Source organism: Salinivibrio proteolyticus (assembly GCF_001996165.1).
Lineage (GTDB): Bacteria > Pseudomonadota > Gammaproteobacteria > Enterobacterales > Vibrionaceae > Salinivibrio > Salinivibrio proteolyticus.
Genome location: NZ_MUFP01000030.1, coordinates 1 through 24,404, shown reverse-complemented (window position 1 = coordinate 24,404; position 24,404 = coordinate 1). Strand labels below are relative to the sequence as shown.

The 24,404-nt window shown below is 51.5% G+C and carries 30 protein-coding genes and 1 pseudogene; 16 read left to right on the top strand and 15 right to left on the bottom strand.

The window, feature by feature from the left end; translation table 11 throughout:
* Positions 1–182, top strand: a pseudogene (locus BZJ19_RS16300) (IS4 family transposase); the annotation flags it as partial.
* 47 nt (positions 183–229) lie between these two features.
* Here the strand turns inward: BZJ19_RS16300 and mgtE are convergent.
* From mgtE to BZJ19_RS16240, 12 genes are all read right to left on the bottom strand, one after another.
* Entirely contained in the window at positions 230–1,597 is a 1,368-nt protein-coding gene (gene mgtE, locus BZJ19_RS16295; protein ID WP_069588135.1) for a magnesium transporter, read from the bottom strand.
* A gap of 121 nt (positions 1,598–1,718) precedes the next feature.
* Complete coding sequence (locus tag BZJ19_RS16290; RefSeq protein ID WP_077456362.1) at positions 1,719–1,994, bottom strand: HPr family phosphocarrier protein; 276 nt, start codon at positions 1,992–1,994, stop codon at positions 1,719–1,721.
* The gene (rapZ, locus tag BZJ19_RS16285) at positions 1,991–2,842 is read right to left on the bottom strand and encodes an RNase adapter RapZ (RefSeq protein WP_077662375.1); all 852 of its coding nucleotides are present in this window, start codon (positions 2,840–2,842) and stop codon (positions 1,991–1,993) included. The genes BZJ19_RS16290 and rapZ overlap by 4 nt, the downstream gene beginning before the upstream one ends.
* 26 nt (positions 2,843–2,868) lie before the next feature.
* Positions 2,869–3,312 (bottom strand): PTS IIA-like nitrogen regulatory protein PtsN, encoded by a 444-nt coding sequence (gene ptsN, locus BZJ19_RS16280; protein WP_069588129.1) that lies wholly within the window; start codon positions 3,310–3,312, stop codon positions 2,869–2,871.
* A gap of 3 nt (positions 3,313–3,315) precedes the next feature.
* On the bottom strand, positions 3,316–3,603 hold the full coding sequence (hpf, locus tag BZJ19_RS16275; RefSeq protein WP_069588127.1) for a ribosome hibernation promoting factor: 288 nt from the start codon (positions 3,601–3,603) through the stop codon (positions 3,316–3,318).
* A gap of 25 nt (positions 3,604–3,628) precedes the next feature.
* Positions 3,629–5,086, bottom strand: a complete 1,458-nt coding sequence (locus BZJ19_RS16270) for an RNA polymerase factor sigma-54 (RefSeq protein WP_077676386.1) — start codon at positions 5,084–5,086, stop codon at positions 3,629–3,631.
* Between the two features lie 124 nt (positions 5,087–5,210).
* Entirely contained in the window at positions 5,211–5,936 is a 726-nt protein-coding gene (gene lptB / locus BZJ19_RS16265) for an LPS export ABC transporter ATP-binding protein (RefSeq protein ID WP_069588123.1), read from the bottom strand.
* An 8-nt stretch (positions 5,937–5,944) separates the two neighbouring features.
* Positions 5,945–6,463 (bottom strand): lipopolysaccharide transport periplasmic protein LptA, encoded by a 519-nt coding sequence (lptA, locus tag BZJ19_RS16260; RefSeq protein WP_077662373.1) that lies wholly within the window; start codon positions 6,461–6,463, stop codon positions 5,945–5,947.
* On the bottom strand, positions 6,444–7,007 hold the full coding sequence (gene lptC, locus BZJ19_RS16255) for an LPS export ABC transporter periplasmic protein LptC (RefSeq protein ID WP_077676385.1): 564 nt from the start codon (positions 7,005–7,007) through the stop codon (positions 6,444–6,446). The genes lptA and lptC overlap by 20 nt, the downstream gene beginning before the upstream one ends.
* Complete coding sequence (kdsC, locus tag BZJ19_RS16250; protein WP_077676384.1) at positions 7,004–7,564, bottom strand: 3-deoxy-manno-octulosonate-8-phosphatase KdsC; 561 nt, start codon at positions 7,562–7,564, stop codon at positions 7,004–7,006. Before kdsC ends, lptC begins: the two co-directional genes overlap by 4 nt.
* Positions 7,564–8,532 carry a KpsF/GutQ family sugar-phosphate isomerase gene (locus BZJ19_RS16245; protein ID WP_077676387.1) on the bottom strand — a complete coding sequence of 323 codons (969 nt, stop codon included), beginning with the start codon at positions 8,530–8,532 and terminating at the stop codon, positions 7,564–7,566. Before BZJ19_RS16245 ends, kdsC begins: the two co-directional genes overlap by 1 nt.
* A gap of 11 nt (positions 8,533–8,543) precedes the next feature.
* Positions 8,544–9,506 (bottom strand): calcium/sodium antiporter, encoded by a 963-nt coding sequence (locus BZJ19_RS16240; protein WP_077676383.1) that lies wholly within the window; start codon positions 9,504–9,506, stop codon positions 8,544–8,546.
* 315 nt (positions 9,507–9,821) lie between these two features.
* Between BZJ19_RS16240 and mlaF the strand changes: the two genes are divergently transcribed.
* The 7 genes from mlaF to murA are packed head-to-tail and all read left to right on the top strand — an operon-like array spanning position 9,822 to position 14,396.
* Positions 9,822–10,619: a phospholipid ABC transporter ATP-binding protein MlaF gene (gene mlaF / locus BZJ19_RS16235; RefSeq protein WP_077456374.1), complete on the top strand. Its 798-nt coding sequence runs from the start codon at positions 9,822–9,824 to the stop codon at positions 10,617–10,619.
* A complete protein-coding gene (gene mlaE, locus BZJ19_RS16230; protein ID WP_201249206.1) occupies positions 10,619–11,398 on the top strand; it encodes a lipid asymmetry maintenance ABC transporter permease subunit MlaE in 780 nt (259 codons plus the stop codon). The genes mlaF and mlaE overlap by 1 nt, the downstream gene beginning before the upstream one ends.
* Positions 11,399–11,400: 2 nt before the next feature.
* The gene (gene mlaD / locus BZJ19_RS16225) at positions 11,401–11,880 is read left to right on the top strand and encodes an outer membrane lipid asymmetry maintenance protein MlaD (RefSeq protein ID WP_069588113.1); all 480 of its coding nucleotides are present in this window, start codon (positions 11,401–11,403) and stop codon (positions 11,878–11,880) included.
* 4 nt (positions 11,881–11,884) lie between these two features.
* Complete coding sequence (gene mlaC, locus BZJ19_RS16220) at positions 11,885–12,559, top strand: phospholipid-binding protein MlaC (protein ID WP_077479453.1); 675 nt, start codon at positions 11,885–11,887, stop codon at positions 12,557–12,559.
* Complete coding sequence (locus BZJ19_RS16215; RefSeq protein WP_077676381.1) at positions 12,556–12,870, top strand: STAS domain-containing protein; 315 nt, start codon at positions 12,556–12,558, stop codon at positions 12,868–12,870. The genes mlaC and BZJ19_RS16215 overlap by 4 nt, the downstream gene beginning before the upstream one ends.
* Positions 12,871–12,872: 2 nt before the next feature.
* Entirely contained in the window at positions 12,873–13,127 is a 255-nt protein-coding gene (gene ibaG, locus BZJ19_RS16210) for a BolA family iron metabolism protein IbaG (protein ID WP_077456380.1), read from the top strand.
* A 9-nt stretch (positions 13,128–13,136) separates the two neighbouring features.
* Positions 13,137–14,396 (top strand): UDP-N-acetylglucosamine 1-carboxyvinyltransferase, encoded by a 1,260-nt coding sequence (gene murA / locus BZJ19_RS16205; protein ID WP_077676380.1) that lies wholly within the window; start codon positions 13,137–13,139, stop codon positions 14,394–14,396.
* A gap of 102 nt (positions 14,397–14,498) precedes the next feature.
* Here murA and degS read toward each other — a convergent pair whose 3' ends face one another.
* From degS to zapG, 3 genes are all read right to left on the bottom strand, one after another.
* Positions 14,499–15,572: an outer membrane-stress sensor serine endopeptidase DegS gene (gene degS, locus BZJ19_RS16200; protein ID WP_077676379.1), complete on the bottom strand. Its 1,074-nt coding sequence runs from the start codon at positions 15,570–15,572 to the stop codon at positions 14,499–14,501.
* Between the two features lie 141 nt (positions 15,573–15,713).
* Positions 15,714–17,078, bottom strand: a complete 1,365-nt coding sequence (locus BZJ19_RS16195; RefSeq protein WP_102136153.1) for a Do family serine endopeptidase — start codon at positions 17,076–17,078, stop codon at positions 15,714–15,716.
* Between the two features lie 68 nt (positions 17,079–17,146).
* Positions 17,147–17,554, bottom strand: a complete 408-nt coding sequence (gene zapG, locus BZJ19_RS16190) for a Z-ring associated protein ZapG (RefSeq protein ID WP_077676377.1) — start codon at positions 17,552–17,554, stop codon at positions 17,147–17,149.
* A gap of 200 nt (positions 17,555–17,754) precedes the next feature.
* On the opposite strand from zapG, the gene zapE reads away from it, so the two are divergent.
* The 8 genes from zapE to sspB all read left to right on the top strand — a co-directional run bounded on the left by zapE (position 17,755) and on the right by sspB (position 24,146).
* Complete coding sequence (zapE, locus tag BZJ19_RS16185) at positions 17,755–18,861, top strand: cell division protein ZapE (RefSeq protein WP_077676376.1); 1,107 nt, start codon at positions 17,755–17,757, stop codon at positions 18,859–18,861.
* Between the two features lie 251 nt (positions 18,862–19,112).
* Entirely contained in the window at positions 19,113–19,541 is a 429-nt protein-coding gene (gene rplM, locus BZJ19_RS16180; RefSeq protein WP_077456388.1) for a 50S ribosomal protein L13, read from the top strand.
* A 13-nt stretch (positions 19,542–19,554) separates the two neighbouring features.
* Positions 19,555–19,944: a 30S ribosomal protein S9 gene (gene rpsI, locus BZJ19_RS16175; protein WP_069588094.1), complete on the top strand. Its 390-nt coding sequence runs from the start codon at positions 19,555–19,557 to the stop codon at positions 19,942–19,944.
* Between the two features lie 365 nt (positions 19,945–20,309).
* Positions 20,310–20,900: a ubiquinol-cytochrome c reductase iron-sulfur subunit gene (gene petA / locus BZJ19_RS16170; protein ID WP_077676375.1), complete on the top strand. Its 591-nt coding sequence runs from the start codon at positions 20,310–20,312 to the stop codon at positions 20,898–20,900.
* Complete coding sequence (locus tag BZJ19_RS16165; protein ID WP_077456390.1) at positions 20,900–22,165, top strand: cytochrome b; 1,266 nt, start codon at positions 20,900–20,902, stop codon at positions 22,163–22,165. The genes petA and BZJ19_RS16165 overlap by 1 nt, the downstream gene beginning before the upstream one ends.
* Positions 22,162–22,899 (top strand): cytochrome c1, encoded by a 738-nt coding sequence (locus tag BZJ19_RS16160; protein ID WP_077676374.1) that lies wholly within the window; start codon positions 22,162–22,164, stop codon positions 22,897–22,899. Before BZJ19_RS16165 ends, BZJ19_RS16160 begins: the two co-directional genes overlap by 4 nt.
* 87 nt (positions 22,900–22,986) lie before the next feature.
* Complete coding sequence (gene sspA / locus BZJ19_RS16155; protein ID WP_077676373.1) at positions 22,987–23,625, top strand: stringent starvation protein SspA; 639 nt, start codon at positions 22,987–22,989, stop codon at positions 23,623–23,625.
* Positions 23,625–24,146, top strand: coding sequence for a ClpXP protease specificity-enhancing factor (gene sspB / locus BZJ19_RS16150; protein ID WP_077676372.1), 522 nt, complete (start codon positions 23,625–23,627; stop codon positions 24,144–24,146). Before sspA ends, sspB begins: the two co-directional genes overlap by 1 nt.
* Positions 24,147–24,404: the final 258 nt, after the last annotated feature.

Below are 24,404 nucleotides of genomic sequence, written 5' to 3'. Positions count from 1 at the left end.
GTCAGTTGCAGGTGCTCCCGGCTGTCGCACCTGGAAGGTACCCAGAAGTGCTCCGATATATCCTCGACATGGCAGAGAGCTTTGTACTTCCAGAGAGGCGAGAGAGGACATACCCAAGAGCAGTAAAGAAAAGGCCCAATCGCTATGCGACTAGGCCTTCTAAAAGACGCAACTCAGCTTAATTCACATGCATTAAGCCAATGGCTCGCCTTTTTTAATCGCGGTCAGATTAGGTAATAAACAAGGTAGCGAGGCCAAGAAAGGCAAGGAGTCCAACCACGTCAGTGACGGTGGTCAGTGCCATGCCTCCGGCCAGTGCCGGATCAATATTGTATTTTTTTAACAGGGTCGGGATGGCGACCCCGGCAATCCCAGCGATAAATAAATTCATCATCATCGCACCGGCAATGATCAGCCCAAGCTCAAGATTCCCTTTCCATAGCACCACGACGCCGCCAATAATCATTGACCACACCAAGCCATTGATAAGTCCAACGGTGGCTTCTTTGGCCAGCAGCCAGCGTGTGTTGGAGTCACCAATGTGACCCACGGCTAACCCGCGAATGACCAAGGCAACGGTTTGATTCCCTGCTACACCGCCCATCGAGGGGACGATGGTCATCAACACCGCAATCGCAGCCATCTTATCAAGCGTGCCTTCAAACATGTTCGACACTGAGGCTGCGGTCAGTGCCGCGAGCACATTGATCCCTAGCCAGATACTGCGACGACGCGCACTTTTAAAGGCGGGGGCAAAGGTGTCTTCCTCATCGTCGAGACCGGCCAAGCCCATCATCGAGTGCTCGGCATCTTCACGAATAATATCGACCACATCGTCGATGGTAATACGGCCGACAAGGTGATTCTGTTGGTCGACGACTGGGGCTGAAACCCAGTTACGACGCTCAAAAAGGCTCGCCACATCGCCATCGTCCATGGTCACGCTAATGGCTTCATCCGGATCGTCCATGATGTCGACCACTTCCGTGTCCGGCTGGTTAACCAACAAGGCGGCAATAGGTAAATTGCCAATCAGTCGGCCATTCGGGTCAATCACATAAAGCGCATCAGTGGTATCGGGTAGCTCGCCTCTCATGCGTAGATAACGCAGTACCACATCGACAGTGACGTCGCCTCGAATGGTGACCACGTCGGTGTTCATCATCCCGCCCGCAGAGTCTTCCGGGTAGGAGAGCGCTTGCTGGATGCGCGCACGGTCTTGTGCGTCCATCTCTGCCAGTACATCTTGTGAAACGTCTTGAGGCAAACTACGCAGCAGATAAGCAACGTCGTCGGTTTCCATCCCCTCGGTGGCAGCGGCAAGTTGCTCTGGCGCCATACGCACCATGATGCCGTCTTTCACATCCTCAGACAGCTCATCGAGGATTTCACCTTGGTCTTCGGGATCCGTCAGTTGCCAGAGAACTAAACGGCCTTTGGGCGGCGAGGCCTCAAGAAGGTGGGCGATGTCTTCCGGCTCCATGTCTTCCAACATGCGGCGGACGCGGACAAACATGCCTTGTTCCAGCAGTTGGCTAACTTCTTGTAGCCGTTGGTGGGTTTGATTGCTTTGTTCTTGTTCTGTCGTTTCTGCCATAGGCAACATCCCCCATTGCAATGTCTGAAATTCTAACGCAATCAGGGGAGTCTGTCGCATGACAAATGGGTTGCGTGTCAGTATAAGAAAGGAATTGCGTGCTGGTCAGCGCAGTGGGCGGTTAACTTTCTTCGTCAAATCCGGCATCGAACAGCGCTTTTACCGCGTTTAAAGCTGGTTCGGCCTGTGGACCCGTCGCGGTGAGGGTGATGGTTTGTCCTTGAGCCGATTCCAGCATCAGCATCGCCATCACGCTATCGGCCGTGGCGCGCTTATCGCCACTTTGCAACTCAATGGTGGCGTCGTAGGCTTGGAGCAGCTCAACCAGCTTCATAGCGGCGCGCGCATGTAAGCCCAGTCGGTTACGCACACACACATCCGTGTGCAGGGTGGTCATGACGATTGCTCCAAGGTGCGGTGACGAATCTGCACTTTTTCGCCGAGCTCCGTGAAGTAGTCAGACAGATATTGGGCAATATACACAGAGCGATGTTTACCCCCCGTACATCCAATTGCGACGGTAACATAACTGCGATTATTGTTTTTCAATGCGGGCAGCCAAGACTCAAGAAAGCCTTTGATTTGTGCAATCACCATCGCGACATCGGGTTGCGCGGCAAGGAACATGCGTACGGGCTTTTCTAAGCCGGTATGAGGGCGCAGGGTGGGCTCCCAATGCGGGTTGGGCAAAAAGCGAACATCAAACACATAGTCGGCATCGGCGGGTAAGCCATGCTTAAAACCGAACGATTCAAACACCATCACCAAATCGCCACTGGCGCGGCCCAATACCAGTGAGCGTACCGACTCGCTCAAGTCGTGAATCGACAGCCCCGTGGTATTAATCACGCGGTCGGCGTGTTCCTTGATGGGCGCCATTTGTTGCTTTTCGGCTTGAATCGCTTGTTCAAGAGACAGGTTTTGGCGCGACAGGGGATGCAAGCGGCGTGTTTCACTAAAGCGCTTAATCAGATCCTTGTCATCTGCATCCAAGTAATACAAGGTGACATCGCACACTTCCCGTAACGCGGCGAGGGTGTCAGCAATAGGCTCATTTGCGTTAGGCAGGTTACGAATGTCCAAGCTGACCGCAATTTTGGCCTCGGCATCTTCTTGCGAAGTAACGAAGTCGCGCAACAGGTTCACAGGGAGGTTATCAACGCAGTAATACCCGAGATCTTCGAGTACCCGCAACGCCACAGATTTGCCTGACCCCGAACGGCCACTGACAATTTTAAGCATCATAATAGACTCCCGTCAGCCCTTACTCGTTATTGAGTCATGATATTGTACAGCTCTTGGTCCGAGTCTGCATTGCGAAGCTGTCGGCATAGCTGTTTATCATTGAGCTTTTCGGCGATGGCCGAGAGGGTTTGGAGGTGGTATTTGCACTGTTCGTCCGGGACGAGTAGCGCGAAGAGCAAATCAACGGGGCGTTTGTCGATAGCGTCGAACTCAATCGGCTCTGCACATTGCAACAGCACGCCAATAGCATGGTCACTGTCCGTGATGCGGCCGTGTGGAATGGCAATCCCTGAGCCGATACCTGTGGTGCCCAGCTTTTCACGACTTAGCATGCATTCAAACAATTGTTGCGCGTTGATCCCCAACTTGTCTGCTGCCACTTGGCTAATGATTTCAAGGGCGCGTTTCTTGCTGGAACAGTGGACGGCACTGCGCGTGCAGTCCACTGTTAGTACGTCTTTAAGTTCCATAGCTTAATGCTGTTTGAGCTTCTCTTTATGTTTACTCAATTGCTTGACCAACTTGTCGGTCAACCCATCAATGGCCGCATACATATCTTGCGACTGCGCTTTAGCATGAATCTCTCCATTGTTGACATGGAGCGTCGCTTCAGCGATTTGGTCGAGCTTTTGGACCGTCAACACAACGTGGACATTATTAATGTGCTCGAAAAAGCGCTCGAGTTTAGCAAACTTTGTATCCACATACTCGCGTATTGGTGGCGTGATTTCGACATGATGTCCGGTCAGGTTGATTTGCATACACATCTTCCTTCTGTTGAGGCGCCTAAAGCAGGCGCTTGCGCTGGTTTGACGGCGCAATACCGAGCGACTCCCGATACTTAGCGATGGTCCGTCGTGCAACTTTGATGCCTTGCTCAGCTAACAAGGCGGCAATTTTGCTATCACTGAGGGGCTTGTTGGCAGGCTCCGCTGCCACCAACTTTTTGATCAGGGCACGAATGGCTGTCGAAGAGCATTCGCCGCCATTGTCCGTGCTCACGTGGCTTGAGAAGAAGTACTTCAACTCAAAAATACCGCGTGGCGTATGCATAAATTTTTGGGTGGTCACACGAGAGATGGTCGACTCGTGCATGTCGACGTCCATGGCGATATCGTTAAGCACCATGGGCTTCATGGCTTCTTCGCCATACTCAAAGAAATCTTGTTGATGTTCGACAATACAGCGGGCCACCTTTAATAAGGTCTCATTGCGACTTTCGAGGCTTTTAATCAGCCACTTGGCTTCTTGCAAATGGGAGCGAATAAACTGGCTGTCTGAGGGGCTACAGCCGTTACGGCCATAAGCGGCGTATTGCTCATTAACCTTAAGTTTGGGGACGCTGTCTGGGTTGATTTGTACCACCCATTTACCGTGATGCTTAAACACGGAGACATCCGGTACCACGTACTCCGCTTCGTTGGTCACGATCAGGTTACCCGGACGTGGCTCAAGGCTATGGATCAGTTGCATCACGGCTTTAAGATCCGGTTCTTTTAGACGGGTGTCTCGCATCAGCTGACGATAATCGCGGTTGGCGAGCAAATCCATATGTTGGGTGAGCACGGTACGTGCCTCACCCAGCCAGGGTGTTTCTGGGTTGTATGTGGCTAATTGGAGCAATAAGCACTCTTGTAGCGAGCGAGAGGCCACACCCAATGGATCAAAGTGTTGAACACGTTTCAGTACGGCTTCCACTTCGTCAAGCTCAATCTCATCACTGCCCAAGCTTTCTAAGATCTCATCCGTGGTGACCGACAGATAGCCTTGATCGTCCACCGCATCGATGATCGCCAAGGCAATCGCTTGATCCGTCTCTGAGAAGGGGGTGAGGTCGAGCTGCCATTTTAGGTAGTCGTAAAGGCTTTCGGTGGTTTCACCTTGATACACGGGAAGCTCATCGCCGCCCGAGGCAATGCCAGTACTGCCGGTTCCCGCGCTATAGACGTCATCCCAAGTGGTATCCACCGGCAACTCGTCGGGCATTTCGTTTTTCTCGAAGGCGTCTGAGGTTTCTAACGTGTCGGCGCTGGCAGTGGCGGTTTCCGTGGTGTCGTTATCATTACGCTCCGCGGCCTCTTGCTCTTGACCCTCGTCCTGTTCCAACAGCGGGTTGGTTTCCAACGCTTCTTGGATCTCTTGCTGCAAATCTAGCGTCGACAACTGCAGCAGGCGAATAGCCTGCTGTAGCTGCGGTGTCATTGCGAGTTGTTGTCCAAGCTTGAGCTGAAGCGTGGGTTTCATAGGGGCGTTACACCTTTCCTTTTACAACGACCAATGAGATTAAAACGCTTGCTCTGAGATGCAGGGCAAGCGCTCTATAGATAACTATAGCCGTGATTGGCAGATTTTAGCGTGAGCGAGTCCACTATAGCTTGAACTGATCACCGAGATAGACACGTTTGACGTGCTCGTCATTCAGCACTTCATCAGGGGTGCCGTGCGCAATCAAGTGTCCTTGGCTGACAATGTAAGCATGCTCACAGACACTCAAGGTTTCTCGAACATTGTGGTCGGTGATCAGCACGCCTAAGCCACGATCGCGTAGGTGTTCGATGATCTTTTTAATGTCGATCACGGAGATCGGATCGACGCCGGCAAACGGCTCATCAAGCAAAATGAATTTCGGGTTAGCGGCGAGGGCTCGTGCAATTTCGACACGGCGTCGTTCGCCCCCTGACAGCGCCATACCAAGGCTATCGCGGATATGCTGAATATTAAATTCATCCAACAAGTCTTCGGCTTTGTCTTGACGTTCCTCTTTGGTGAGGGATTTTCGCGTTTGCAGTACCGCCATCAAATTGTCGTAGACGGTGAGCTTGCGAAAAATCGAGGCCTCTTGCGGCAAATAACCGATGCCAAGACGTGAACGGTTATGCATCGGCTGAATACTAATGTCTTGATCGTCGATAAAAATTGCCCCTTCGTCGCGAGCGACAAGACCGACAATCATGTAAAACGATGTGGTTTTACCTGCACCATTTGGGCCGAGTAGGCCGACGATCTCGCCGGACTTCACTTCCAGACTGACATCGGCGACGACTTTTCGTCCTTTATAACTTTTCGCCAAATTGGCCGCTTTTAACGTTGCCATAGGGCCTCTTATTGCGATTCTGACTCAGATGGGCTTTTGGTGGTCGGCTGCAAGATAGTAGTGACACGCTTATTGCTGTCACTTTCTGCGACCAATTGCTGCTTATCAATTTGATAGGTGATCACATTGCCTTCGACTTGATTACCCGCTTGCTCCAGCATGGCATTAGTCGACATTTTCAAAAACTCGTTGCCCACTTCGTAGCGCAACTTATAGGCTTCACCGTGCAGCTTTTTACCATCATCCATGGTCTGCTCGAAGGTCGCGGGTTTACCGAACGCTTCAATGGTTTCATCGCCTTCTTGGCCTTGAGGGCGGATCACGACCAGCTTGTCGGCCAGAATTTTAATGCTACCTTGGGTCAGCACAACATCTTGGGTAAAGGTCACCGTGTTGGTGGCCATGTCCAAATGCTGGCTCTCAGATTGAATATAAATAGGCTGCTCTGTGTCGCTACTCAATGCCAATGAGTAGTGCGAAAACAGCAACATGGCACCTGCCAGTGCTTTAACGAGGGGTCGTTTCATATCGGCCTTTAACATCGTTTAACAATTCCATCTGGTGGTTACCGAAGTTCCCTTTCACGCGTTGCCCTTCGGTTTGAAAGCCAACGCCAGTGATGGTGGTGGGACGGTCGGACCAAAAGTCTCGCGTGGTGAGGTCCAACGTCACAGTCTCGGTGGCTACCGAATGAATTTGCGCGTTCGGTAGCAAGTTAAAAATTCGCACTTTGCCTGTCATCGTCAATATGTGCTTATCAGACAGCACCGCATAGTTTGCACTGATGCGCCACTCTTCGTCTTTACCATTGTTATAGGTCCATAAGACAGGCTCATTAAAGTGGGTTTCATCAATGTTGGCGTAGTGCTCTAAGTGCTCAGCGTCAACGGTATAGCTGCGTATCCCATCGGCGTTGTATTGCACGGTTTTAATTTGTTCACCGGTAAACAGAGGCTTTTCTGCGTCCGGCTCCACTTGTACTGCACGCTCCCAGACATGTTGAGAAAGCAGATAATAGCCGGTTAGGGCACACAGTGCTATCAGCACCAGCATGCTTAGCCGCTGCATCATACGCTTAAGCCCTTGTGCTGATCGAGCTCGCCTCGTGCCTCGAGGATCAGATCGCAGACTTCACGGACCGCGCCGAACCCACCACGGATTTGGGTCACCAGATCAGCGCGTTGTTGTAATAGCGGGTGACCGTCTGCCACACAGACCGCGAGGCCGACTTTTGCCATGACGGGCCAATCAATCAAGTCATCACCGATATACGCGGTGTGCTTAGGGTCAACGTTGCATTGCTGACAAAGATCGTCGTACGCAGCTAGCTTGTCACTTTGTCCTTGATAGACATGACGGACCCCTAAGGCGTTCATTCTATTTTCGACAATCTTAGACTGTCGACCTGTGATCACTGCGACCTCAATACCAGCGTTCATCAAGGCTTTTATGCCGTAGCCATCACGGGTGTGAAAGGCCTTCAGCTCCTCGCCTTGATTGCCCATATACACGCGACCATCGGAGAAAACGCCATCAACATCGCAAATCAGTAGCTGGATCGTCGCCGCCCGTTCGAACAGGGTTGTGGCAACAGGGCCATATAAGGTGTCAGTCACAGGTGCGGACATTACATTACTCCGGCTTTCAAAAGGTCATGCATGTTGAGGGCGCCAAGAAGTTGGCCATTTTTCGCTACCAGCAGCCCGTTAATTTTACGCTCCTCCATGAGTTTGAGTCCTTCTGCCGCCAGCAGTTCCGGTTCAATGGTGATCGGATTGGCGGACATCACCTCGCCAATGGCGGTGGTGTGTAAATCAATGCGTTGATCGAGTAAGCGGCGCAGATCGCCATCGGTAAAGACGCCTGCCAACTGTTGCTCTGCATCGACCACGGCGGTCATTCCTAGGCCTTTTTCGGACACTTCCAGCAAGGCATCGCGCACGGTGGCACTGTCTGGCACCACGGGTAAACGCTCGCCTTGATGCATCAGATCGCTAATACGTAAGAGTAGTTTGCGTCCTAATGCGCCGCCCGGATGGGAGAGGGCAAAGTCATCGGCGGTAAAACCTTTTGCTTGCATCAATGCCATGGCGAGTGCATCGCCCATCACCAAGGTGGCCGTGGTACTGGATGTAGGCGCAAGCTTAAGGGGGCACGCCTCTTTGGGTACGTGAATATTGAGATGGACTTTGGCAAGCTGCCCCATACTCGAGTCGGGGTTGCCCGTCATACAGACTAACGGGATCCCGAGACGTTTAATCACCGGCAGTAAGGTAAGAATTTCACCGGCTTCGCCCGAGTTGGAAATAGCTAACACCACGTCGCCTTGATTTATCATCCCAAGGTCACCATGACTTGCCTCACCTGGGTGCACGAAAAACGCAGGCGTTCCTGTGCTTGCAAGGGTGGCTGCAATCTTGCGGCCGATGTGGCCCGACTTGCCCATTCCCATTACCACCACTTTGCCGGTGGCGTTTAAGATTAATCGACAGGCGGCATCAAAATGCTCGTCAATCGCCGTTTTGAGTTGTGCAATCGCATCTTGCTCAATGGTAAGCACATCAAGCCCTGCGCGACGAAAATCAAATTCACTCATCACCATGTCCATTATGCGGCAGCGTTAACAAAGAGATAGCCTTGATAGGCGATATAACACATCAAAAAGATCGACCCTTCAATGCGGTTGATACTGCGTGATTTGCCCAATGCGAAGACCAGTAGCATCACAGAGAGAACCAGCATGATGTAGTAATCCCGCCCCATTGCAAATTCACTGATCGGTGACGGGTTAAGCAAGCCCGGGATCCCCATCACTGCCAAGATATTAAACACGTTCGAGCCGATAATATTGCCGACAGCGAGATCGTCTTCCCCTTTCATCACGCCGGCAATCGATGCGGCGAGTTCGGGCAGGCTGGTGCCGATAGCAATGATGGTCAAGCCAATCACTAAGTCGCTCATGCCAAAGTATTGAGCAATGGTGACTGCCGAGTCGACCACTTGATCGGATGACAGCAATAGCAAAGGCAGACCGATTAAAATCCACATTACCGCTTTTAGATTACTGACATCTTGCGGAATGTCCGATTCCTGATCCGCCAGCATAGGATCGGTCCCGCCTGAGTCTTTGCCAATTTTGATCATGGCAAGGATAAACACCACGAATAAGACCAACAGACCCACGCCTTCGAAAAAGCCGAGGTGGTTGTTCCACAAAAGAGCGCCGGCGAGCAAGGTGACCGCCAACATTAATGGTAGTTCGCGGCGCAAAATGATAGAGCTAATCGACAAAGGCTTAATCAGGGCGGTAAAGCCAAGAATGAGGGCAATGTTGGCAATGTTTGACCCTAAGACATTCCCCACCGCGGTATCGGTTTTATCTGCAAGCGCGGCATTGGCCGATACCATCATTTCAGGCGCGGAAGAGCCCATGGCCAGAATCGTCATGCCGATGACAAGAGGAGAGACGCCGTAGTTTTTCGCGATCGCGGCAGCGCCGAACACGAGTCGGTCAGCACTCCAAACCAGTAACACTAATCCCACAATAAGTATGGCAACCGCTTCTACCATGACACCTGTCCTTTGCGTTTTTAAATTGGTGTAAATGAGGTGCAATTCTGACGGCTAACGTGGCAAATGTGAAGCGAAAAGCCCGTACCATCGCCGTGAATGAGTCGCTTTTCATTCATGAACGGGAACTCGTTGGCACTTTTTCGGTCCATATAGGCCATTCTTCCTCGCCGAGCGGGTGAATGGCTATACTGCCATTATCAGGGCTATATCACGTCCTATCAGGCAGGGAGCGGGCGTTGCTTGTGTTAGCATAGGGGACGCCTTATTATCAGCCACTTAATTTTTATCCTATCTAACCATGAGAATGCGGCAATGGCAGCACAGAGCCTGATAGATATTAACGGGATGACATTCTCACGGGGCAGCCGGTGCATTTTCGATCATATTGATTTGCAGGTGCCGCGTGGTCAGGTGACCGCCATCATGGGACCATCTGGCATTGGTAAAACAACCCTATTACGTTTAATTGCTGGTCAGCTAAAGCCTGATGCCGGCGACATTGTTTTTGATGGCCACAATATTCCCACCTTAGGGCGTCGTCGTTTATTCGATGTGCGCCAACGGATGAGCATGTTGTTTCAATCTGGCGCCTTGTTCACCGATATGTCGGTGTTTGACAATGTGGCCTTTCCCTTGCGTGAGCACACGCAGTTGGATGAATCCCTCATTCATACCATTGTGATGCTGAAGCTCGAGGCGGTAGGGCTGCGCGGGGCGGCTGCATTAATGCCCAGTGATCTCTCTGGGGGGATGGCTCGCCGTGCTGCACTGGCGCGTGCTATTGCCCTCGACCCAGAACTGATTTTGTTTGATGAGCCGTTTGTGGGACAGGACCCAATTACTATGGGGGTCTTGGTCACCTTGATTCGCCAGCTTAACCAAGCCTTGGGGCTGACCTGCGTGGTGGTATCCCACGATGTGCCTGAAGTGATGAGCATCGCGGACAAAGTCTATCTGTTGGCAGACAGCCGGATCATCGCCAGTGGCACACCACAATCGCTGCGTGATAATCAAGATCCTTGGGTCAAACAATTCCTCGAAGGGCACGCAGATGGCCCTGTACCATTCCGCTATCCTGCGGGTCAGTTAGAGCAGGAGATTTACCGGTGATAAAAACGCAGATTGCGGATGTGGGTCGCCGCGCGATGGGCGTGGCTGAGTCGATGGGGCGCGCAACCTTTGTGATGGCCGGCGCGCTGGTGGGCAAACCACAGCCGAGCAAGACCTTCCCGCTCTTGATTAAACAGCTTTACTCAGTGGGCGTTCGCTCACTGGCGATCATCATCGTATCAGGCCTATTCATTGGCATGGTGTTGAGTTTACAAGGCTATTTAGTGTTGTCCGATTTTGGTGCAGAAACCAGCCTTGGACAAATGGTCGCCTTGTCGCTGTTACGCGAACTAGGCCCGGTGGTGACGGCATTGCTGTTTGCCGGACGGGCGGGCTCAGCGCTGACCGCGGAAATTGGTCTGATGAAAGCCACTGAGCAGCTATCCAGCTTAGAGATGATGGCGGTTGACCCGCTTCGCCGCGTGATCGCGCCGCGCTTCTGGGCGGGTGTGATTGCGATGCCGTTGTTGGCGGTGATCTTTATGCTGGTGGGCATCTGGGGCGGCGAGCTCGTCGGGGTCGACTGGAAAGGCATCGATCACGGTAGTTTCTGGTCTGTGATGCAAGCATCGGTCGATCTGGGCTACGACGTTGGCAACGCACTGATCAAAAGTGTGGTATTTGCTATCGCAGTGACTTGGATTGCCCTGTTTAACGGTTACGATGCCACGCCGACCTCGGAAGGTATCAGCCGTGCCACCACACGCACTGTGGTGCACTCTTCATTGGCCGTACTCGGCCTTGACTTTGTCCTTACTGCACTCATGTTTGGGAATTAATCATGCAACAGAGTCGAAAAACAGAATTTTGGGTAGGCTGCTTTGTCATCGCAGGGATTGCAGCATTATTGGTGCTGGCGTTCCAAGTGGCGGATGTTCAACGTTGGGGACGAGCGGATACTTACACCTTAACCGCAGAGTTTGACAATATTGGTGGCCTGAAAGTGCGCTCACCGGTCAAAGTCGGGGGCGTGACCGTGGGTCAGGTGACCGCTATCTCGCTGGATGCAGAAACCTATGTGCCGAAAGTCACCCTACAGATTAACAGCAGTGCGGGATATTTCCCTGAGTCGAGCTCGGCATCGATTTACACCGCAGGCTTACTCGGTGAGCAGTACATTGGTATTACGCCCGGGTTTGTCGATGAAGCATTAGGCATTGGCTACCTTGAAGACGGCGGTAAGTTAGAAGACACCAAGTCTGCGTTGGTACTCGAGGACTTGATTGGACAGTTCTTGTATAGCGTGGGCGATAAGGAGTAATCGAATGAAGAAGGTTTTGATCACACTGTCATCAGCGCTGATCGTGTTTGTCGCCAGTGTCAGTTCGTTTGTGCATGCCAGTGAGCCGGTGGACCAAACCAACCCCTACCGGTTGATTGAGCAAGTGGCTGACAACACCTTTACTCGCCTGCGTAAAGATCGCACCTTGTTCCGCGCCGATCCGGATTTGCTGCGTGACGTGGTCAAAGACGAACTACTGCCCTACATCCACACCCGCTATGCGGCGTCGTTGGTGCTAGGTGCGCAGCATTATCGTCAAGCCACCCCTGAACAGCGCGATGCATTCACCGAGGCATTCACCGAATACATGATTGCTTCCTACGCACAAATCCTGCTCGAGTACGACAACCAAGATGTCAACGTGCAACGTGACCAAGCCATCGGTGATGACGACAAGATTGTAAAAGTGCGCGTGGATATCACCGATTCCTCGCGTCCGCCGATTCGCCTTGATTTCAGCCTGCGTAAAAATACTCGGACAGGAAATTGGCAAGCCTATGACGTAACGGCGGAAGGGGTGAGTATGATCCAATCTAAACAATCAGAGTGGAAAGCGCCGTTGCGTCGTGATGGTATTGATTCTGTGATTGAACAGCTCAAAGAGCTGGCGGCAAAACCGATTCGTCGCGAGGATAAACAGAAACAGGGCGAGTCATGAGTGTCGAGTTAACTACAAGCGGCGGGCAGCATTACCACTTGTCAGGACGGTTAGATCGTGACACAGTGCCCGCTTTTTGGCGCCAGCGTAGCCAGTGGCTACCCAATGATTCGGCGCTTAGCCTGGATTTAAGCGGGCTATCTCGCGTCGACTCTGCCGGCATGGCCATGTTGTTGCACTTGGATAAAGCCTTGAAAGAGAAAGGTCAGGCCGTGCGCTACAGCGGCATGCCAGAGCAGCTCAAACTGTTGTTGACGCTAAGCAACATCGAGGCATTTTTTGACGATGCTGAGCATCAAGAAGGGGTTTAAACGTGGAAGCGAGCGAAGTTAAAGCCATTTTAGACGCGGCTCTGTCACTAGACGAGCTGCACGTGAAAGGCGACGGGAGCCACTTTGAAGTGGTCGCCGTGGCAGAGATGTTCGACGGAATGTCGCGTGTGAAAAAACAGCAGACCATCTACGGCCCGCTGATGGAGCACATTGCGCGTAACGATATTCATGCCGTGAGCATTAAAGCGATGACCCCAGCAGAGTGGGCGCGCGATAAAAAGCTGATGCAGTTGTAAGAGGGTCAGATGCAAAAGTTTCGAGTGACGGGCAATGGCCCGCTTAAAGGTGACGTAGCCATTTCCGGCGCGARAAATGCAGCTCTCCCTATTTTATTTGCTTCACTGTTGGCTGAAGAGCCCGTTGAAGTCGCCAATGTGCCTAAACTCCGCGATATCGATACCACTATGGCGCTATTATCGCGCCTTGGGGCAAAAGTCAGCCGCAATGGCTCTGTCCATGTCGATGCCAGCGATATCACGGAACTGTGTGCCCCCTATGACTTGGTTAAAACCATGCGTGCGTCGATTTGGGCGCTCGGCCCCTTGGTCGCACGTTTCGGTAAAGGGGAAGTGTCTTTACCCGGCGGATGTGCGATTGGTGCCCGTCCGGTGGACTTGCACATTAACGGCTTAGAGCAGCTCGGCGCCACCATCACACTCGATGAAGGCTATGTGCGTGCCACCGTCGATGGCCGTCTAAAAGGCGCCCACATTGTGATGGATAAAGTCAGCGTGGGTGCCACCGTCACCGTGATGTGTGCTGCCACCTTGGCAGAAGGCACCACCGTGATTGAAAACGCCGCCCGCGAGCCAGAAATTGTGGATACGGCGAAATTCCTCAATACCCTTGGGGCGAAAGTCAAAGGCGCAGGCACCGACCGGATTGAAATTGAAGGGGTTGAACGTCTTGGCGGCGGCGTACATGCGGTGGTTGCAGATCGGATTGAAACCGGTACCTTTTTGGTGGCTGCGGCGGTTTCAGGCGGCCATATCGTCTGTCGCAATACCTCTCCGGATTTACTCGAAGCCGTGCTTCATAAATTGGAAGAAGCTGGCGCTAAGGTCACCACAGGCGATGACTTTATCGAGCTGGATATGACCGGTCGCGAACTGAAAGCGGTGAATGTGCGTACCGCGCCGCATCCGGGTTTCCCAACCGACATGCAAGCGCAATTTACCTTGCTGAACTTGGTGGCGAAAGGTACTGGGATTATTACCGAAACCATCTTCGAGAATCGCTTTATGCATGTGCCTGAACTGCAACGTATGGGCGCACACGCAGAAATAGAAGGAAACACCGTGGTGTGTGGTGATTGCGATAGCCTCAGTGGCGCGCAAGTGATGGCCACCGATCTGCGTGCCTCGGCAAGCTTAGTGATTGCCGGATGCATTGCCAAAGGCGAGACCGTGGTGGATCGTATTTATCATATCGATCGCGGTTATGAGCGTATCGAAGATAAACTGCAAGCTCTGGGCGCGAAAATCGAGCGTATTGACGGCGAGTAAGCGTCACGTAAGATGGGTTAACGAAAAAACGCCAGCCTTGATAGGGCTGGCGTTTTTGTCTTTGTGAGGCTTCAGCGTGTGCTAACGATGCGTTGCTGTCGACTATTCGCCGCTGTCTGGCTCGTTCCCGACCGTCACCGGCAGGGTTAAACTCTCACCATCGCGAATAAGGGTAATCGAAAGTGTTGTGCCAGGACGCGCATCGGTGACGATATCCATCGCCCCACGGGCACCTTTAACTGGTTTATCGTTAATTTTAATGATCAAATCTTGCGGCTGAATTCCCGCCTTTTCTGCCGGTCCGCCTTTATCCATGTCCGCCACCATGACACCGCGCTGTTGCTCGGCATCAAGCAAGCGCGCCATTACAGGATTGACGTCACGACCATCGATACCAATGTAGCCTCGGATAACGCGCCCATCAGCAATCAATTTATTCATGATCTTTTCGGTTAAGCGGTAGGGAATAGCAAAGGAAATCCCGTAGGTTTCCAGATCGGTTGCCTGCTGAAACGAGGCGGTGTTGATCCCCACCAGCTCACCGCGGCTGTTCACCAACGCGCCGCCGGAATTCCCTCGGTTAATCGCGGCATCGGTTTGCAGAAAGTCTTGGCGGCCATAAAAGCTCATCCCAGTGCGGCCCGTGGCGGAGATAATGCCGTAAGTGGTGGTTTGCCCGAGGTTATACGGATTACCAATCGCAAGAACGGTATCGCCAACGGCCGGTTGATAGTCTTGGTTGACTGGGATTACGGGTAAGTTTTCAGCTGGGATTTTCAGTACCGCCAGATCCGTGCGTTGATCTTTACCGACCATTTGCGCGGTAAAAATACGGCCGTCTTGCAGTGCAACAATCACCTGATCCGCTTTGGCGACCACATGGTAATTGGTGACCACATAGCCTTTGGCGCTCATGATCACGCCCGAGCCAAGTCCCTGGGTATTGAGCTGCAAACGGTCGCCGCGAACGTAATTGCGGGTATAAATATTCACCACTGCGGGAGAGGCACGCTTGACCGCATAACTGAACGAGACAAGCTCGGGCTGCTGGACCTCATCGAAATCGGGTAAGGATGAAACACTAAAAAGGCCTGAGCGTAGATCAGGCACCGCAACCAAAATTAGGGCGGCAGTCAATAAGCCAATAAGCGTGGAGCGAACCAATAGTGCCAGCATAAATGATGCTATCCTCAACGAAGCCAACTGCGAGGCTAGAGGATAGCATTGCAACAATCGTTTGTGGAAATGCTAAGCGGTGAGCTTTGTACAAAAAATGCCTGCCAAGTGGCAGGCATTGTGCGTGATGCAAAGGCGGGATTAACGGATCACTAAATACAAAGAGCCGTTGTCTCGGGCGATATTCAGAGCCAGTACATTAGGCTTATCTTCTAAAATCTTACGTAAATCACCGAGGTTTTCGACTTTATGTCGGTTCACCCCGACAATCACATCCCCTTCGCGTAGCCCGTATCGCGCCGCGAGAGAGCCTTCAGCGACTGCGGAGACTTCTACACCGGCAGGATCGCCATCATGGTTTTTCAGCTCCGCCCCTTTTAACGCCTTATGCAGGTCATCGGCTTTGGCTTGCGTTTGGCTCGCTTCTTTCAGCGTGGTTTTGGCCGTGATGGTTTCGCCATCTCTGATCACACCCAGCTCAACGTCTTTGCCTGCGCCTAAGGTCGCGATTTTTGCGCGTAGCTCGCCAAAGGTACGGATACTCTTACCGTTGACTGAAACAATAATGTCGCCGGCTTTTAAGCCAGCCTCTTCGGCGGCAGAGTCCGGCATCACTTGGCTGACAAACGCACCATGTTTGGTGGCAAGGCCAAATGCATCTGCCAACTCAGAGGTCAGCTCACGGCCGGTCACGCCCAGCATGCCGCGGCGTACCGAGCCAAACTCGAGAATTTGGTCGACCAAGCTTTTTGCCATGTTGGCTGGGATGGCAAAACCAATCCCGACGTTACCGCCATTGGGGCCTAAAATCGCGGTGTTGATACCAATTAACTCACCATTAAGGTTCACCAACGCGCCGCCGGAGTTACCGCTGTTAATCGCGGCATCGGTTTGAATAAAGTTTTCAAAGTTTTCTAAATTCAAACCACTGCGTCCGAGCGCAGAGATAATCCCTGAGGTAACGGTTTGCCCCAGTCCAAAGGGGTTACCAATTGCGACGGCAAAATCACCGACGCGCAGTGCGTCTGAGTTAGCCAGTTTAATTGCAGTGAGGTCTTTCGCAGCATCATCCAGTTGCAGCAGGGCAATATCTGACATCTCATCGCTGCCAATCAGGCGTGCGTCATATTCTCGGCCATCTTGCAGCTGAACGCGGATTTGGTCGGCGTCATCAATCACATGATGGTTGGTAACAATGTAGCCTTTGTCGGCATCGATAATGACGCCAGAGCCTAAGCCGCGGAATGGGCGCTCTTGGACTTGCTCAGAAGGCATGTTGGGGCCAAAGAAAAAACGAAACGCTTCGGGAACACGTTGTTTCGAAACTTTATTACCCTCGACAGCGATACTGACCACGGCAGGAGAAACTTTCTCAAGCATTGGCGCCAAGCTAGGCATGGTCTGACCGCTCACCGCTTGAGGAAGTGCCGCATGGCTAGGAAGAGGAGAAAATGCCGCGCCAAGGGTCAACGCGGCAACACTAATCGCTAGTAAAGACTTTTTCATCATAGACTCACTCCGATTGTCCGAGTATGGATAAGAGTGGGGCCTATCTTAAAAAGTTCAATCCTTGATCAACTCGCGCGCGACTTTTCTTCCCCTTTCAATAGCCCTGAGCCAGTGTCAGAGTAATCGCGTGGCGGTTGGTCGCCGTCAGTGGTTTCTTTAATCTCGGTGATCTTGCCCAAGCGCTTCGCAAAAGGATTATCTTGCTCGGGTAAATTAGGCATCAGATCGGAAGACGTTTTTGCCATATGCTGATATAGCTTGCTGTAATCCTTCGAGATGGTATCGAGCAGGTCAGCACTTTGGGCGAAATGATCGACCAATTCTTGGCGATATTGTTCCAGCTCGTAACGTGACTTTTCCAGCTCCCTTTTTAAATCTTTTTGTTGTTTGAGGTCACGCGTAGTCATGCGGGCTATCAAAAAGCCAACCGCTACGCCGATGATGAGAAAGATCAGGCTATTAATCCAGGCCATAACTGCTCCTTGTAGTCACAAGTTGACCAACCACAGATACCATTTTCCCGCCTAAAAAGACAAGCGAAACGCGTCTGCTTGTTTCAACTTTAGCGCACTGTATTGAGAAAGGTGAAGGTTGGTGATTGCTGCTCACTATACATGGCAATCGTCTGACGTGGTACTATCGAGGCAGGCGAATAACACGAGGCTTTCAAGGAATGACGCCGCTCGAACATTATAATAACGATCTGACCCAAAACGATTTTATCGAAGACCCCGCGCAGCGCATGGCCGTTGAGAAACTCGATGCGCTCTACCACCGCTTACTGCACACACCTGTGGTTGCGCCCAAGCCTGACAAGCGTGCTTGGCTACCATGGCGTAAATCGACTCCCCAGCCGGTTACACCGGTCAAAGGGCTCTATTTTTGGGGCGGCGTCGGACGCGGTAAAACCTATTTGATGGATACCTTTTTCCATGCGCTACCGTTTGAAAACAAAATGCGCATGCACTTTCACCGCTTTATGCATCGGGTGCATCAAGAGTTAAAAGCGCTGGATGGCGAGGTCGATCCGCTTTGGCAAATCGCGGATAAATTTGCCCAAGAGACACGCGTTTTGTGTTTCGATGAATTTTTTGTCTCTGATATTACTGATGCGATGATCCTAGGCACCTTAATGGAAGCCCTGTTTGCGCGCGGTATTACGCTGGTGGCCACATCAAACATTGTGCCTGACGAGTTATATCGCAACGGCCTGCAGCGACAACGGTTTTTACCCGCGATTGATTTAATCAATCAGCATTGTGAGGTGGTAAACGTTGACTCGGGGGTGGATTATCGCCTGCGCACCCTCACTCAAGCAGACATTTTTCATCACCCCTTGGGTGACAGTGCTCGTGCCAAAATGGACGACTACTTTCGTAAGCTCAATGGCGAGGGTGGGGTGCGCGATGATGTGATTGAAGTGAACCATCGCGCGCTGCCAACCATTGAAAATGGTGATGGTGTCGCGCATTTTAGTTTTGCTGAGCTGTGTCAGTCCGCACGTAGTCAAACCGATTACATGGAATTGGCGCGTTTGTATCACACGGTATTGCTAGCCGATATGCCGCAACTTCAAGCTAATCAAGAAGATGCTGCCCGCCGTTTTATTGCTTTAGTGGATGAATTTTACGAGCGTAACGTTAAGCTGATCATTTCTGCGGCGGTGCCGATGGACAGCCTCTATGCAGGCGAGCGATTGCGGTTCGAATTTGAACGTTGCCAGTCGCGCCTTATCGAGATGCAAAGCCACGAATACCTTGCATTGGCGCACTTACCATAGGCTGTCGCGCGCCTGTTGGCGCTTTGCGCATCAGGCGGTTGCTAAACAATAACCAGTTGCGCATTTTGGTGGGATTTTTTTTGAAAAAGAGGTGATTTTTTCTCCACTCTTCCCTATAATCCCGCAACCCACCGTTACTGTTGAAAGGCTTAGGCCGAGGGTACCACCACTCGAAGGGGTGTTGTATGGGCTCTTAACAGTGGGAGCTTCGGCTCCTTAAGTGAAACTTATTAAATCGGGTAATCATTAGCATGAAAACTTTCGTTGCTAAACCAGAAACTGTAAAACGCGACTGGTACGTTGTAGACGCTGAAGGCAAAACTCTGGGCCGTCTGGCTACTGAAATTGCATCTCGTCTGCGTGGTAAGCACAAACCAGAATACACCCCTCACGTTGACACCGGTGACTACATCGTTGTTATCAACGCTGAGAAAGTTACTGTAACTGGCCGCAAAGCGTCTGACAAAATGTACTACAGCCACACTGGCTACGTAGGTGGCATTAAGTCAATCAGCTTCGAGAAGCTGATCGCGCAAAAACCTGAGCTGGTTATTGAGAAAGCCGTTAAAGGCATGCTGCCTCGCGGTCCTCTAGGTCGTGCGATGTACCGTAAACTGAAAGTTTACGCGGGTTCTGAGCACAAGCACGCGGCACAACAACCGCAAGTACTAGACATCTAAGAGGAATATAGCAATGGCAGAACAATACTACGGCACTGGTCGTCGCAAAAGCTCCGCAGCTCGTGTATTCATCAAGCCGGGCAGCGGTAACATCGAGATCAACAAGCGTTCTTTGGACACTTACTTTGGTCGCGAAACTGCTCGCATGGTTGTTCGTCAGCCACTAGAGTTGGTTGAGATGATCGACAAGCTAGACCTGTACATCACCGTTTCTGGTGGTGGTATCTCTGGTCAAGCGGGCGCTATCCGTCACGGTATCACTCGTGCACTGATGGAATATGATGAGTCTCTACGTCCTGCACTACGTGCAGCTGGCTTCGTGACTCGTGACGCGCGTAAAGTTGAGCGTAAAAAAGTGGGTCTGCGCAAAGCACGTCGTCGCCCACAATTCTCGAAGCGTTAATTTACGCCCGAGCAATATTTGCCTCAAAAAGCCTGGTGGTTACACCGGGCTTTTTTTATGTTTGCACCAAACGGCTTACAAATATATTTCCTTTCAAAACAGCGTATAAGCACGCATTTTCCAACATTTCCATTACCCTTTCCTTAATTCTGTGCACACCGCTCACATTTGTTACAAAAAGGTAGCTTTATCTTGTCAAAAAGTAGGGTTTTCTCTATCATCTAGCCGACGTAATAGCAGCTAAGATTTAATCGAACTGATCCCGGTCAGCCGTTATTACATATTCGTTTTTGAGTTAGCCGTACGCTCCATGGACGCAAAGGACACAATAAAAATCCAAGCGGGAGCACATGGGAGAATGTTGGATGAGCAATGCGCCAGTGAATACCGGCCGACGCCGTTTCCTGACTGCGACGACGTCAGTTGTTGGCGGTTTAGGGGCCGTAGCAGTTGCCGTGCCTTTTATTAAGTCCTGGAACCCAAGCGCCAAAGCAAAGGCCGCGGGTGCGCCAGTTGAAGTCGATATCAGTAAACTGCAAGACGGCCAGATGATCCGCGTCGAATGGCGAGGAAAGCCTGTATGGGTGGTCCGTCGCAGCCAAGCAATACTCGAAGAGTTGTCTACGTTTGAAGACAGACTTCGTGACCCCGCGTCTGAGCAACCTCAGCAGCCAGGGTATGCAACCAATCAAACCCGTTCTATTAAGCCAGAAATCTTTGTTGCGGTTGGTATTTGTACCCACCTTGGTTGTTCACCGACCTATTTGCCAGACAGCTTTAGCGAGCAGGTAAGTGGGGTGAAAGCCGGGTTCTTCTGCCCGTGCCACGGTTCCAAGTTTGATATGGCCGGACGCGTATTCCAAAGTGTTCCAGCGCCACTTAACTTGGTAGTGCCGCCTTATATGTTCTTGGACGACAAGCGCATAATCGTGGGACAAGATGAGGGGAATGCGTAATGGAAAATTTCCTGAACTGGGTTGAAAAACGTATTCCAGCGATGAATGCGTACCGTAAACACATGACCGAATACCCTATGCCGAAGAACTTTAACTTCTGGTATATGTTCGGTGTGTTGGCCATGATTGTTTTGGTTAACCAAATTCTAACAGGGATTTGGCTAACCATGAACTATGTGCCGTCAGCAGAAGGCGCGTTCGCGTCGGTTGAATACATCATGCGTGATGTGGAATATGGCTGGCTGCTCCGCTACATGCACTCCACCGGGGCCTCGGCCTTTTTCGTGGTGGTGTACTTGCACATGTTCCGCGGGTTAATTTACGGCTCGTACCAAAAGCCTCGTGAACTGCTGTGGCTGTTCGGTATGTTGATTTTCTTGGTGCTAATGGCTGAAGCCTTTATGGGCTATCTGCTGCCTTGGGGTCAGATGTCATATTGGGGCGCGCAGGTTATTATTTCACTGTTTGGTGCCATTCCGGTTATCGGTGACGACCTCACCTTGTGGATCCGTGGTGACTACGTCGTCTCTGGCGCAACACTGAACCGCTTCTTTGCACTGCACGTGATTGCTTTGCCGATTGTGTTGCTGTTGCTTGTTGTGCTTCACGTACTGGCACTGCACGAAGTGGGCTCAAACAACCCAGACGGTATTGATACCAAACTGCCAAAAGGCAAGATGGGCGACGATTACCAGTCACAGTTTAAGTTCCACCCTGACTACACCAAGAAATATGACATCCTCGACTCGATCCCTTTCCACCCTTACGGGACGGTGAAAGATCTGATTGGTATCGGTGTGTTCGGCATCTTGTTTGCCTACGTCATTTTCTTTAACCCTGAAATGGGCGGCTATTTCCTTGAGCCACCTAACTTTGAAGCGGCGAACCCGCTGAAGACACCTGAGCACATTGCCCCTGTTTGGTACTTCACGCCTTTCTATGCGATTTTGCGTGCGATTCCCGACAAACTGATTGGGGTTATCGCCATGGGTGCATCGATTGTGGTGCTGTTCTTGTTGCCATGGCTTGACCGCTGTCGCGTGCGCTCATACCGCTATCGCAGCAAGTTGCACTTGGCGAACATTGTGCAATTCGTGATTGCCTTTATCGCTCTGGGCATTCTCGGTGCGTTGCCTGCGACGCCAACCTATACCTTGCTGGCGCAGATCTTCAGCTTCTGTTACTTCATGTTCTTCGTGCTGTTGTTCTTCTACAGCAAAAATGAAGCAACAAAACCGCTACCAGAGAGGGTGACATTCAAATGAAAAAATGGATTGTAATGTTATGCGCGCTGTTGCCCTCTTTGGCGATGGCCGCCGGTGGTAATGTTCATTTGGACGATGCCAACAACGACTTAACGGACAAAGCCTCATTGCAACGTGGTGCCAAGCTGTTTATGAACTACTGCTTTGGTTGTCACGCCACGCAATATCAGCGCTATCAGCGAGTGGCTGAAGATCTCAACATCCCGAAAGACTTGATGGAAGATAACCTCATCTTCGATAAAAACGCCAAGTACGGGGATTTGATGAAAAACGCCATGTCGCAAGAGTCTGGCGGTCAGTACTTTGGCGCTCCGGCACCTGACCTCACCTTGGTGGCGCGCGTGCGTGGTGTCGATTGGCTATACACCTATTTACGCTCGTTTTATGTTGACCCTTCTCGTCCATTTGGCGTGAACAACGTGGTCTTCCCTAACGTGGGCATGCCACACGTGCTCGAAGAGCTACAAGGSACACCGCGTAAGGTTTACGAGCAACGTATGGTTGACGGTAAAATGGTTGAAGAGTTCGTTGGCCTAGAATCTGATGGCAACGGTGAGCTCAGCTCCGGCGAGTACGACAATGCCGTGCGCGATCTGGTTAACTTCCTTGAATATGCCGGCGAACCTGTAAAGTTAGAGCGCCAGCAACTAGGTTGGTGGGTGATTGGCTTCTTCGTGATATTCCTTATCTTGGGTTACCTACTCAAGAAAGAATATTGGCGCGATGTGCACTGATCGGTTAATCTAGTGTGTTGCTAATCCGCAATGGGGACGCTTTGTCCCCATTGCTTTCTATTGATATTGAACATCCTGGAGGGGTTGATGGCTGTTGCTGCCAATAAACGCTCGGTGATGACGTTATTCTCTGACGCATCTGATCTCTATAGTCATCAGGTACGCATCGTCCTCGCAGAGAAAGGTGTCAGTGTAGAAATTGAGTTGGTAGATCCGAACAATCTGCCTGAGGACTTGGTTGATCTGAATCCTTATAACTCTGTTCCGACCTTGGTGGACCGTGAACTTGCGTTGTATAACGCAGACATCATCATGGAATACTTGGATGAGCGTTTCCCTCACCCGCCATTGATGCCAGTTTACCCTGTTGCGCGTGCGCAAAGCCGTTTGATGATGTATCGCATCAAACGTAACTGGTATACCTTGCTTGAAAAGATCACCCACGGTAGTGCTGATGAGGCCGACAAGGCACGTAAACAACTGCGCGAAGAGCTACTGGCACTGGCGCCTGTGTTTGCGGAAAGCCCGTACTTCTTGAGTGAAGAGTTTAGCCTTGTTGATTGCTATCTTGCACCACTGCTGTGGCGTTTGCCTGTTCTGGGCATTGAGCTGGCAGGCCCAGGCTCTAAAGAAGTCAAAGACTACATGACGCGTCTGTTTGAGCGTGATTCATTTCTCGCCTCACTGACAGAAGCTGAACGTGAAATGCGACTAACGGGTCAATAATGTCTACATCAGAATTCTCGATGACACCACGCCGCCCTTATTTGGTGCGTGCTTTTTATGATTGGTTACTCGATAACGAGCTCACTCCGCACATGGTTGTTGATGCAACCTTGCCGGGCGTGCAGGTGCCGTTTGATTATGTCAAAGACGGTCAAATCGTTCTCAATATCGCGCCACGCGCGGTTGGTAACCTTGAACTGGGTAACGAGTTCGTCAGTTTCAATGCCCGCTTTGGCGGACGGCCACAACAGGTCAATGTACCGATGGCGGCCGTGATGGCATTGTATGCTCGCGAAAACGGCGCCGGCACCATGTTTGAAATGGAGCCTGCGTATGCCTCGCCAGAAGATGAAGAGATGCCATCGGGAGCCTTTGATGAACTGAATATCGACGATGACGAGCCATCGTTGGTGTCGGTTGATAGCGTCGACGATCCGGAAACGTTGCCACAAGCCGAAGAGGATGAGATCCCAACCGCTCCGGCGAAAAAAGGGAAACCAACCCTGACTGTGGTGAAATAACCGATCTTATCGCTGTTTATTGAAACAGCCCGATCGCTTGACTAAAAAAGCCAGCTTAATGCTTAATGCCGATCAGTTAAGCAAAAAATGATCGGTTGAACGATCCTGAGAGGGTGTCAAAATCCGAGTGTTTCTGCACACTCGGATTTTTTATGTTCTTAAGACAAGCCCTCGACCGAATACATCAATTCTCTGCTGACCAACTCAATGGTCTATCCGATCTCCTTTGCCCTGAACTCATTCACCAATGTCTTGAGG

Coding starts and splice junctions, on each gene's coding strand:
- mgtE (WP_069588135.1), bottom strand. CDS start 1,597: ATGGCAGAAACGACAGAACAAGAACAAAGCAATCAAACCCACCAACGG.
- BZJ19_RS16290 (WP_077456362.1), bottom strand. CDS start 1,994: ATGACCACCCTGCACACGGATGTGTGTGTGCGTAACCGACTGGGCTTA.
- rapZ (WP_077662375.1), bottom strand. CDS start 2,842: ATGATGCTTAAAATTGTCAGTGGCCGTTCGGGGTCAGGCAAATCTGTG.
- ptsN (WP_069588129.1), bottom strand. CDS start 3,312: ATGGAACTTAAAGACGTACTAACAGTGGACTGCACGCGCAGTGCCGTC.
- hpf (WP_069588127.1), bottom strand. CDS start 3,603: ATGCAAATCAACCTGACCGGACATCATGTCGAAATCACGCCACCAATA.
- BZJ19_RS16270 (WP_077676386.1), bottom strand. CDS start 5,086: ATGAAACCCACGCTTCAGCTCAAGCTTGGACAACAACTCGCAATGACA.
- lptB (WP_069588123.1), bottom strand. CDS start 5,936: ATGGCAACGTTAAAAGCGGCCAATTTGGCGAAAAGTTATAAAGGACGA.
- lptA (WP_077662373.1), bottom strand. CDS start 6,463: ATGAAACGACCCCTCGTTAAAGCACTGGCAGGTGCCATGTTGCTGTTT.
- lptC (WP_077676385.1), bottom strand. CDS start 7,007: ATGATGCAGCGGCTAAGCATGCTGGTGCTGATAGCACTGTGTGCCCTA.
- kdsC (WP_077676384.1), bottom strand. CDS start 7,564: ATGTCCGCACCTGTGACTGACACCTTATATGGCCCTGTTGCCACAACC.
- BZJ19_RS16245 (WP_077676387.1), bottom strand. CDS start 8,532: ATGAGTGAATTTGATTTTCGTCGCGCAGGGCTTGATGTGCTTACCATT.
- BZJ19_RS16240 (WP_077676383.1), bottom strand. CDS start 9,506: ATGGTAGAAGCGGTTGCCATACTTATTGTGGGATTAGTGTTACTGGTT.
- mlaF (WP_077456374.1), top strand. CDS start 9,822: ATGGCAGCACAGAGCCTGATAGATATTAACGGGATGACATTCTCACGG.
- mlaD (WP_069588113.1), top strand. CDS start 11,401: ATGCAACAGAGTCGAAAAACAGAATTTTGGGTAGGCTGCTTTGTCATC.
- mlaC (WP_077479453.1), top strand. CDS start 11,885: ATGAAGAAGGTTTTGATCACACTGTCATCAGCGCTGATCGTGTTTGTC.
- BZJ19_RS16215 (WP_077676381.1), top strand. CDS start 12,556: ATGAGTGTCGAGTTAACTACAAGCGGCGGGCAGCATTACCACTTGTCA.
- degS (WP_077676379.1), bottom strand. CDS start 15,572: ATGCTGGCACTATTGGTTCGCTCCACGCTTATTGGCTTATTGACTGCC.
- BZJ19_RS16195 (WP_102136153.1), bottom strand. CDS start 17,078: ATGAAAAAGTCTTTACTAGCGATTAGTGTTGCCGCGTTGACCCTTGGC.
- zapG (WP_077676377.1), bottom strand. CDS start 17,554: ATGGCCTGGATTAATAGCCTGATCTTTCTCATCATCGGCGTAGCGGTT.
- zapE (WP_077676376.1), top strand. CDS start 17,755: ATGACGCCGCTCGAACATTATAATAACGATCTGACCCAAAACGATTTT.
- rplM (WP_077456388.1), top strand. CDS start 19,113: ATGAAAACTTTCGTTGCTAAACCAGAAACTGTAAAACGCGACTGGTAC.
- rpsI (WP_069588094.1), top strand. CDS start 19,555: ATGGCAGAACAATACTACGGCACTGGTCGTCGCAAAAGCTCCGCAGCT.
- petA (WP_077676375.1), top strand. CDS start 20,310: ATGAGCAATGCGCCAGTGAATACCGGCCGACGCCGTTTCCTGACTGCG.
- BZJ19_RS16165 (WP_077456390.1), top strand. CDS start 20,900: ATGGAAAATTTCCTGAACTGGGTTGAAAAACGTATTCCAGCGATGAAT.
- sspA (WP_077676373.1), top strand. CDS start 22,987: ATGGCTGTTGCTGCCAATAAACGCTCGGTGATGACGTTATTCTCTGAC.
- sspB (WP_077676372.1), top strand. CDS start 23,625: ATGTCTACATCAGAATTCTCGATGACACCACGCCGCCCTTATTTGGTG.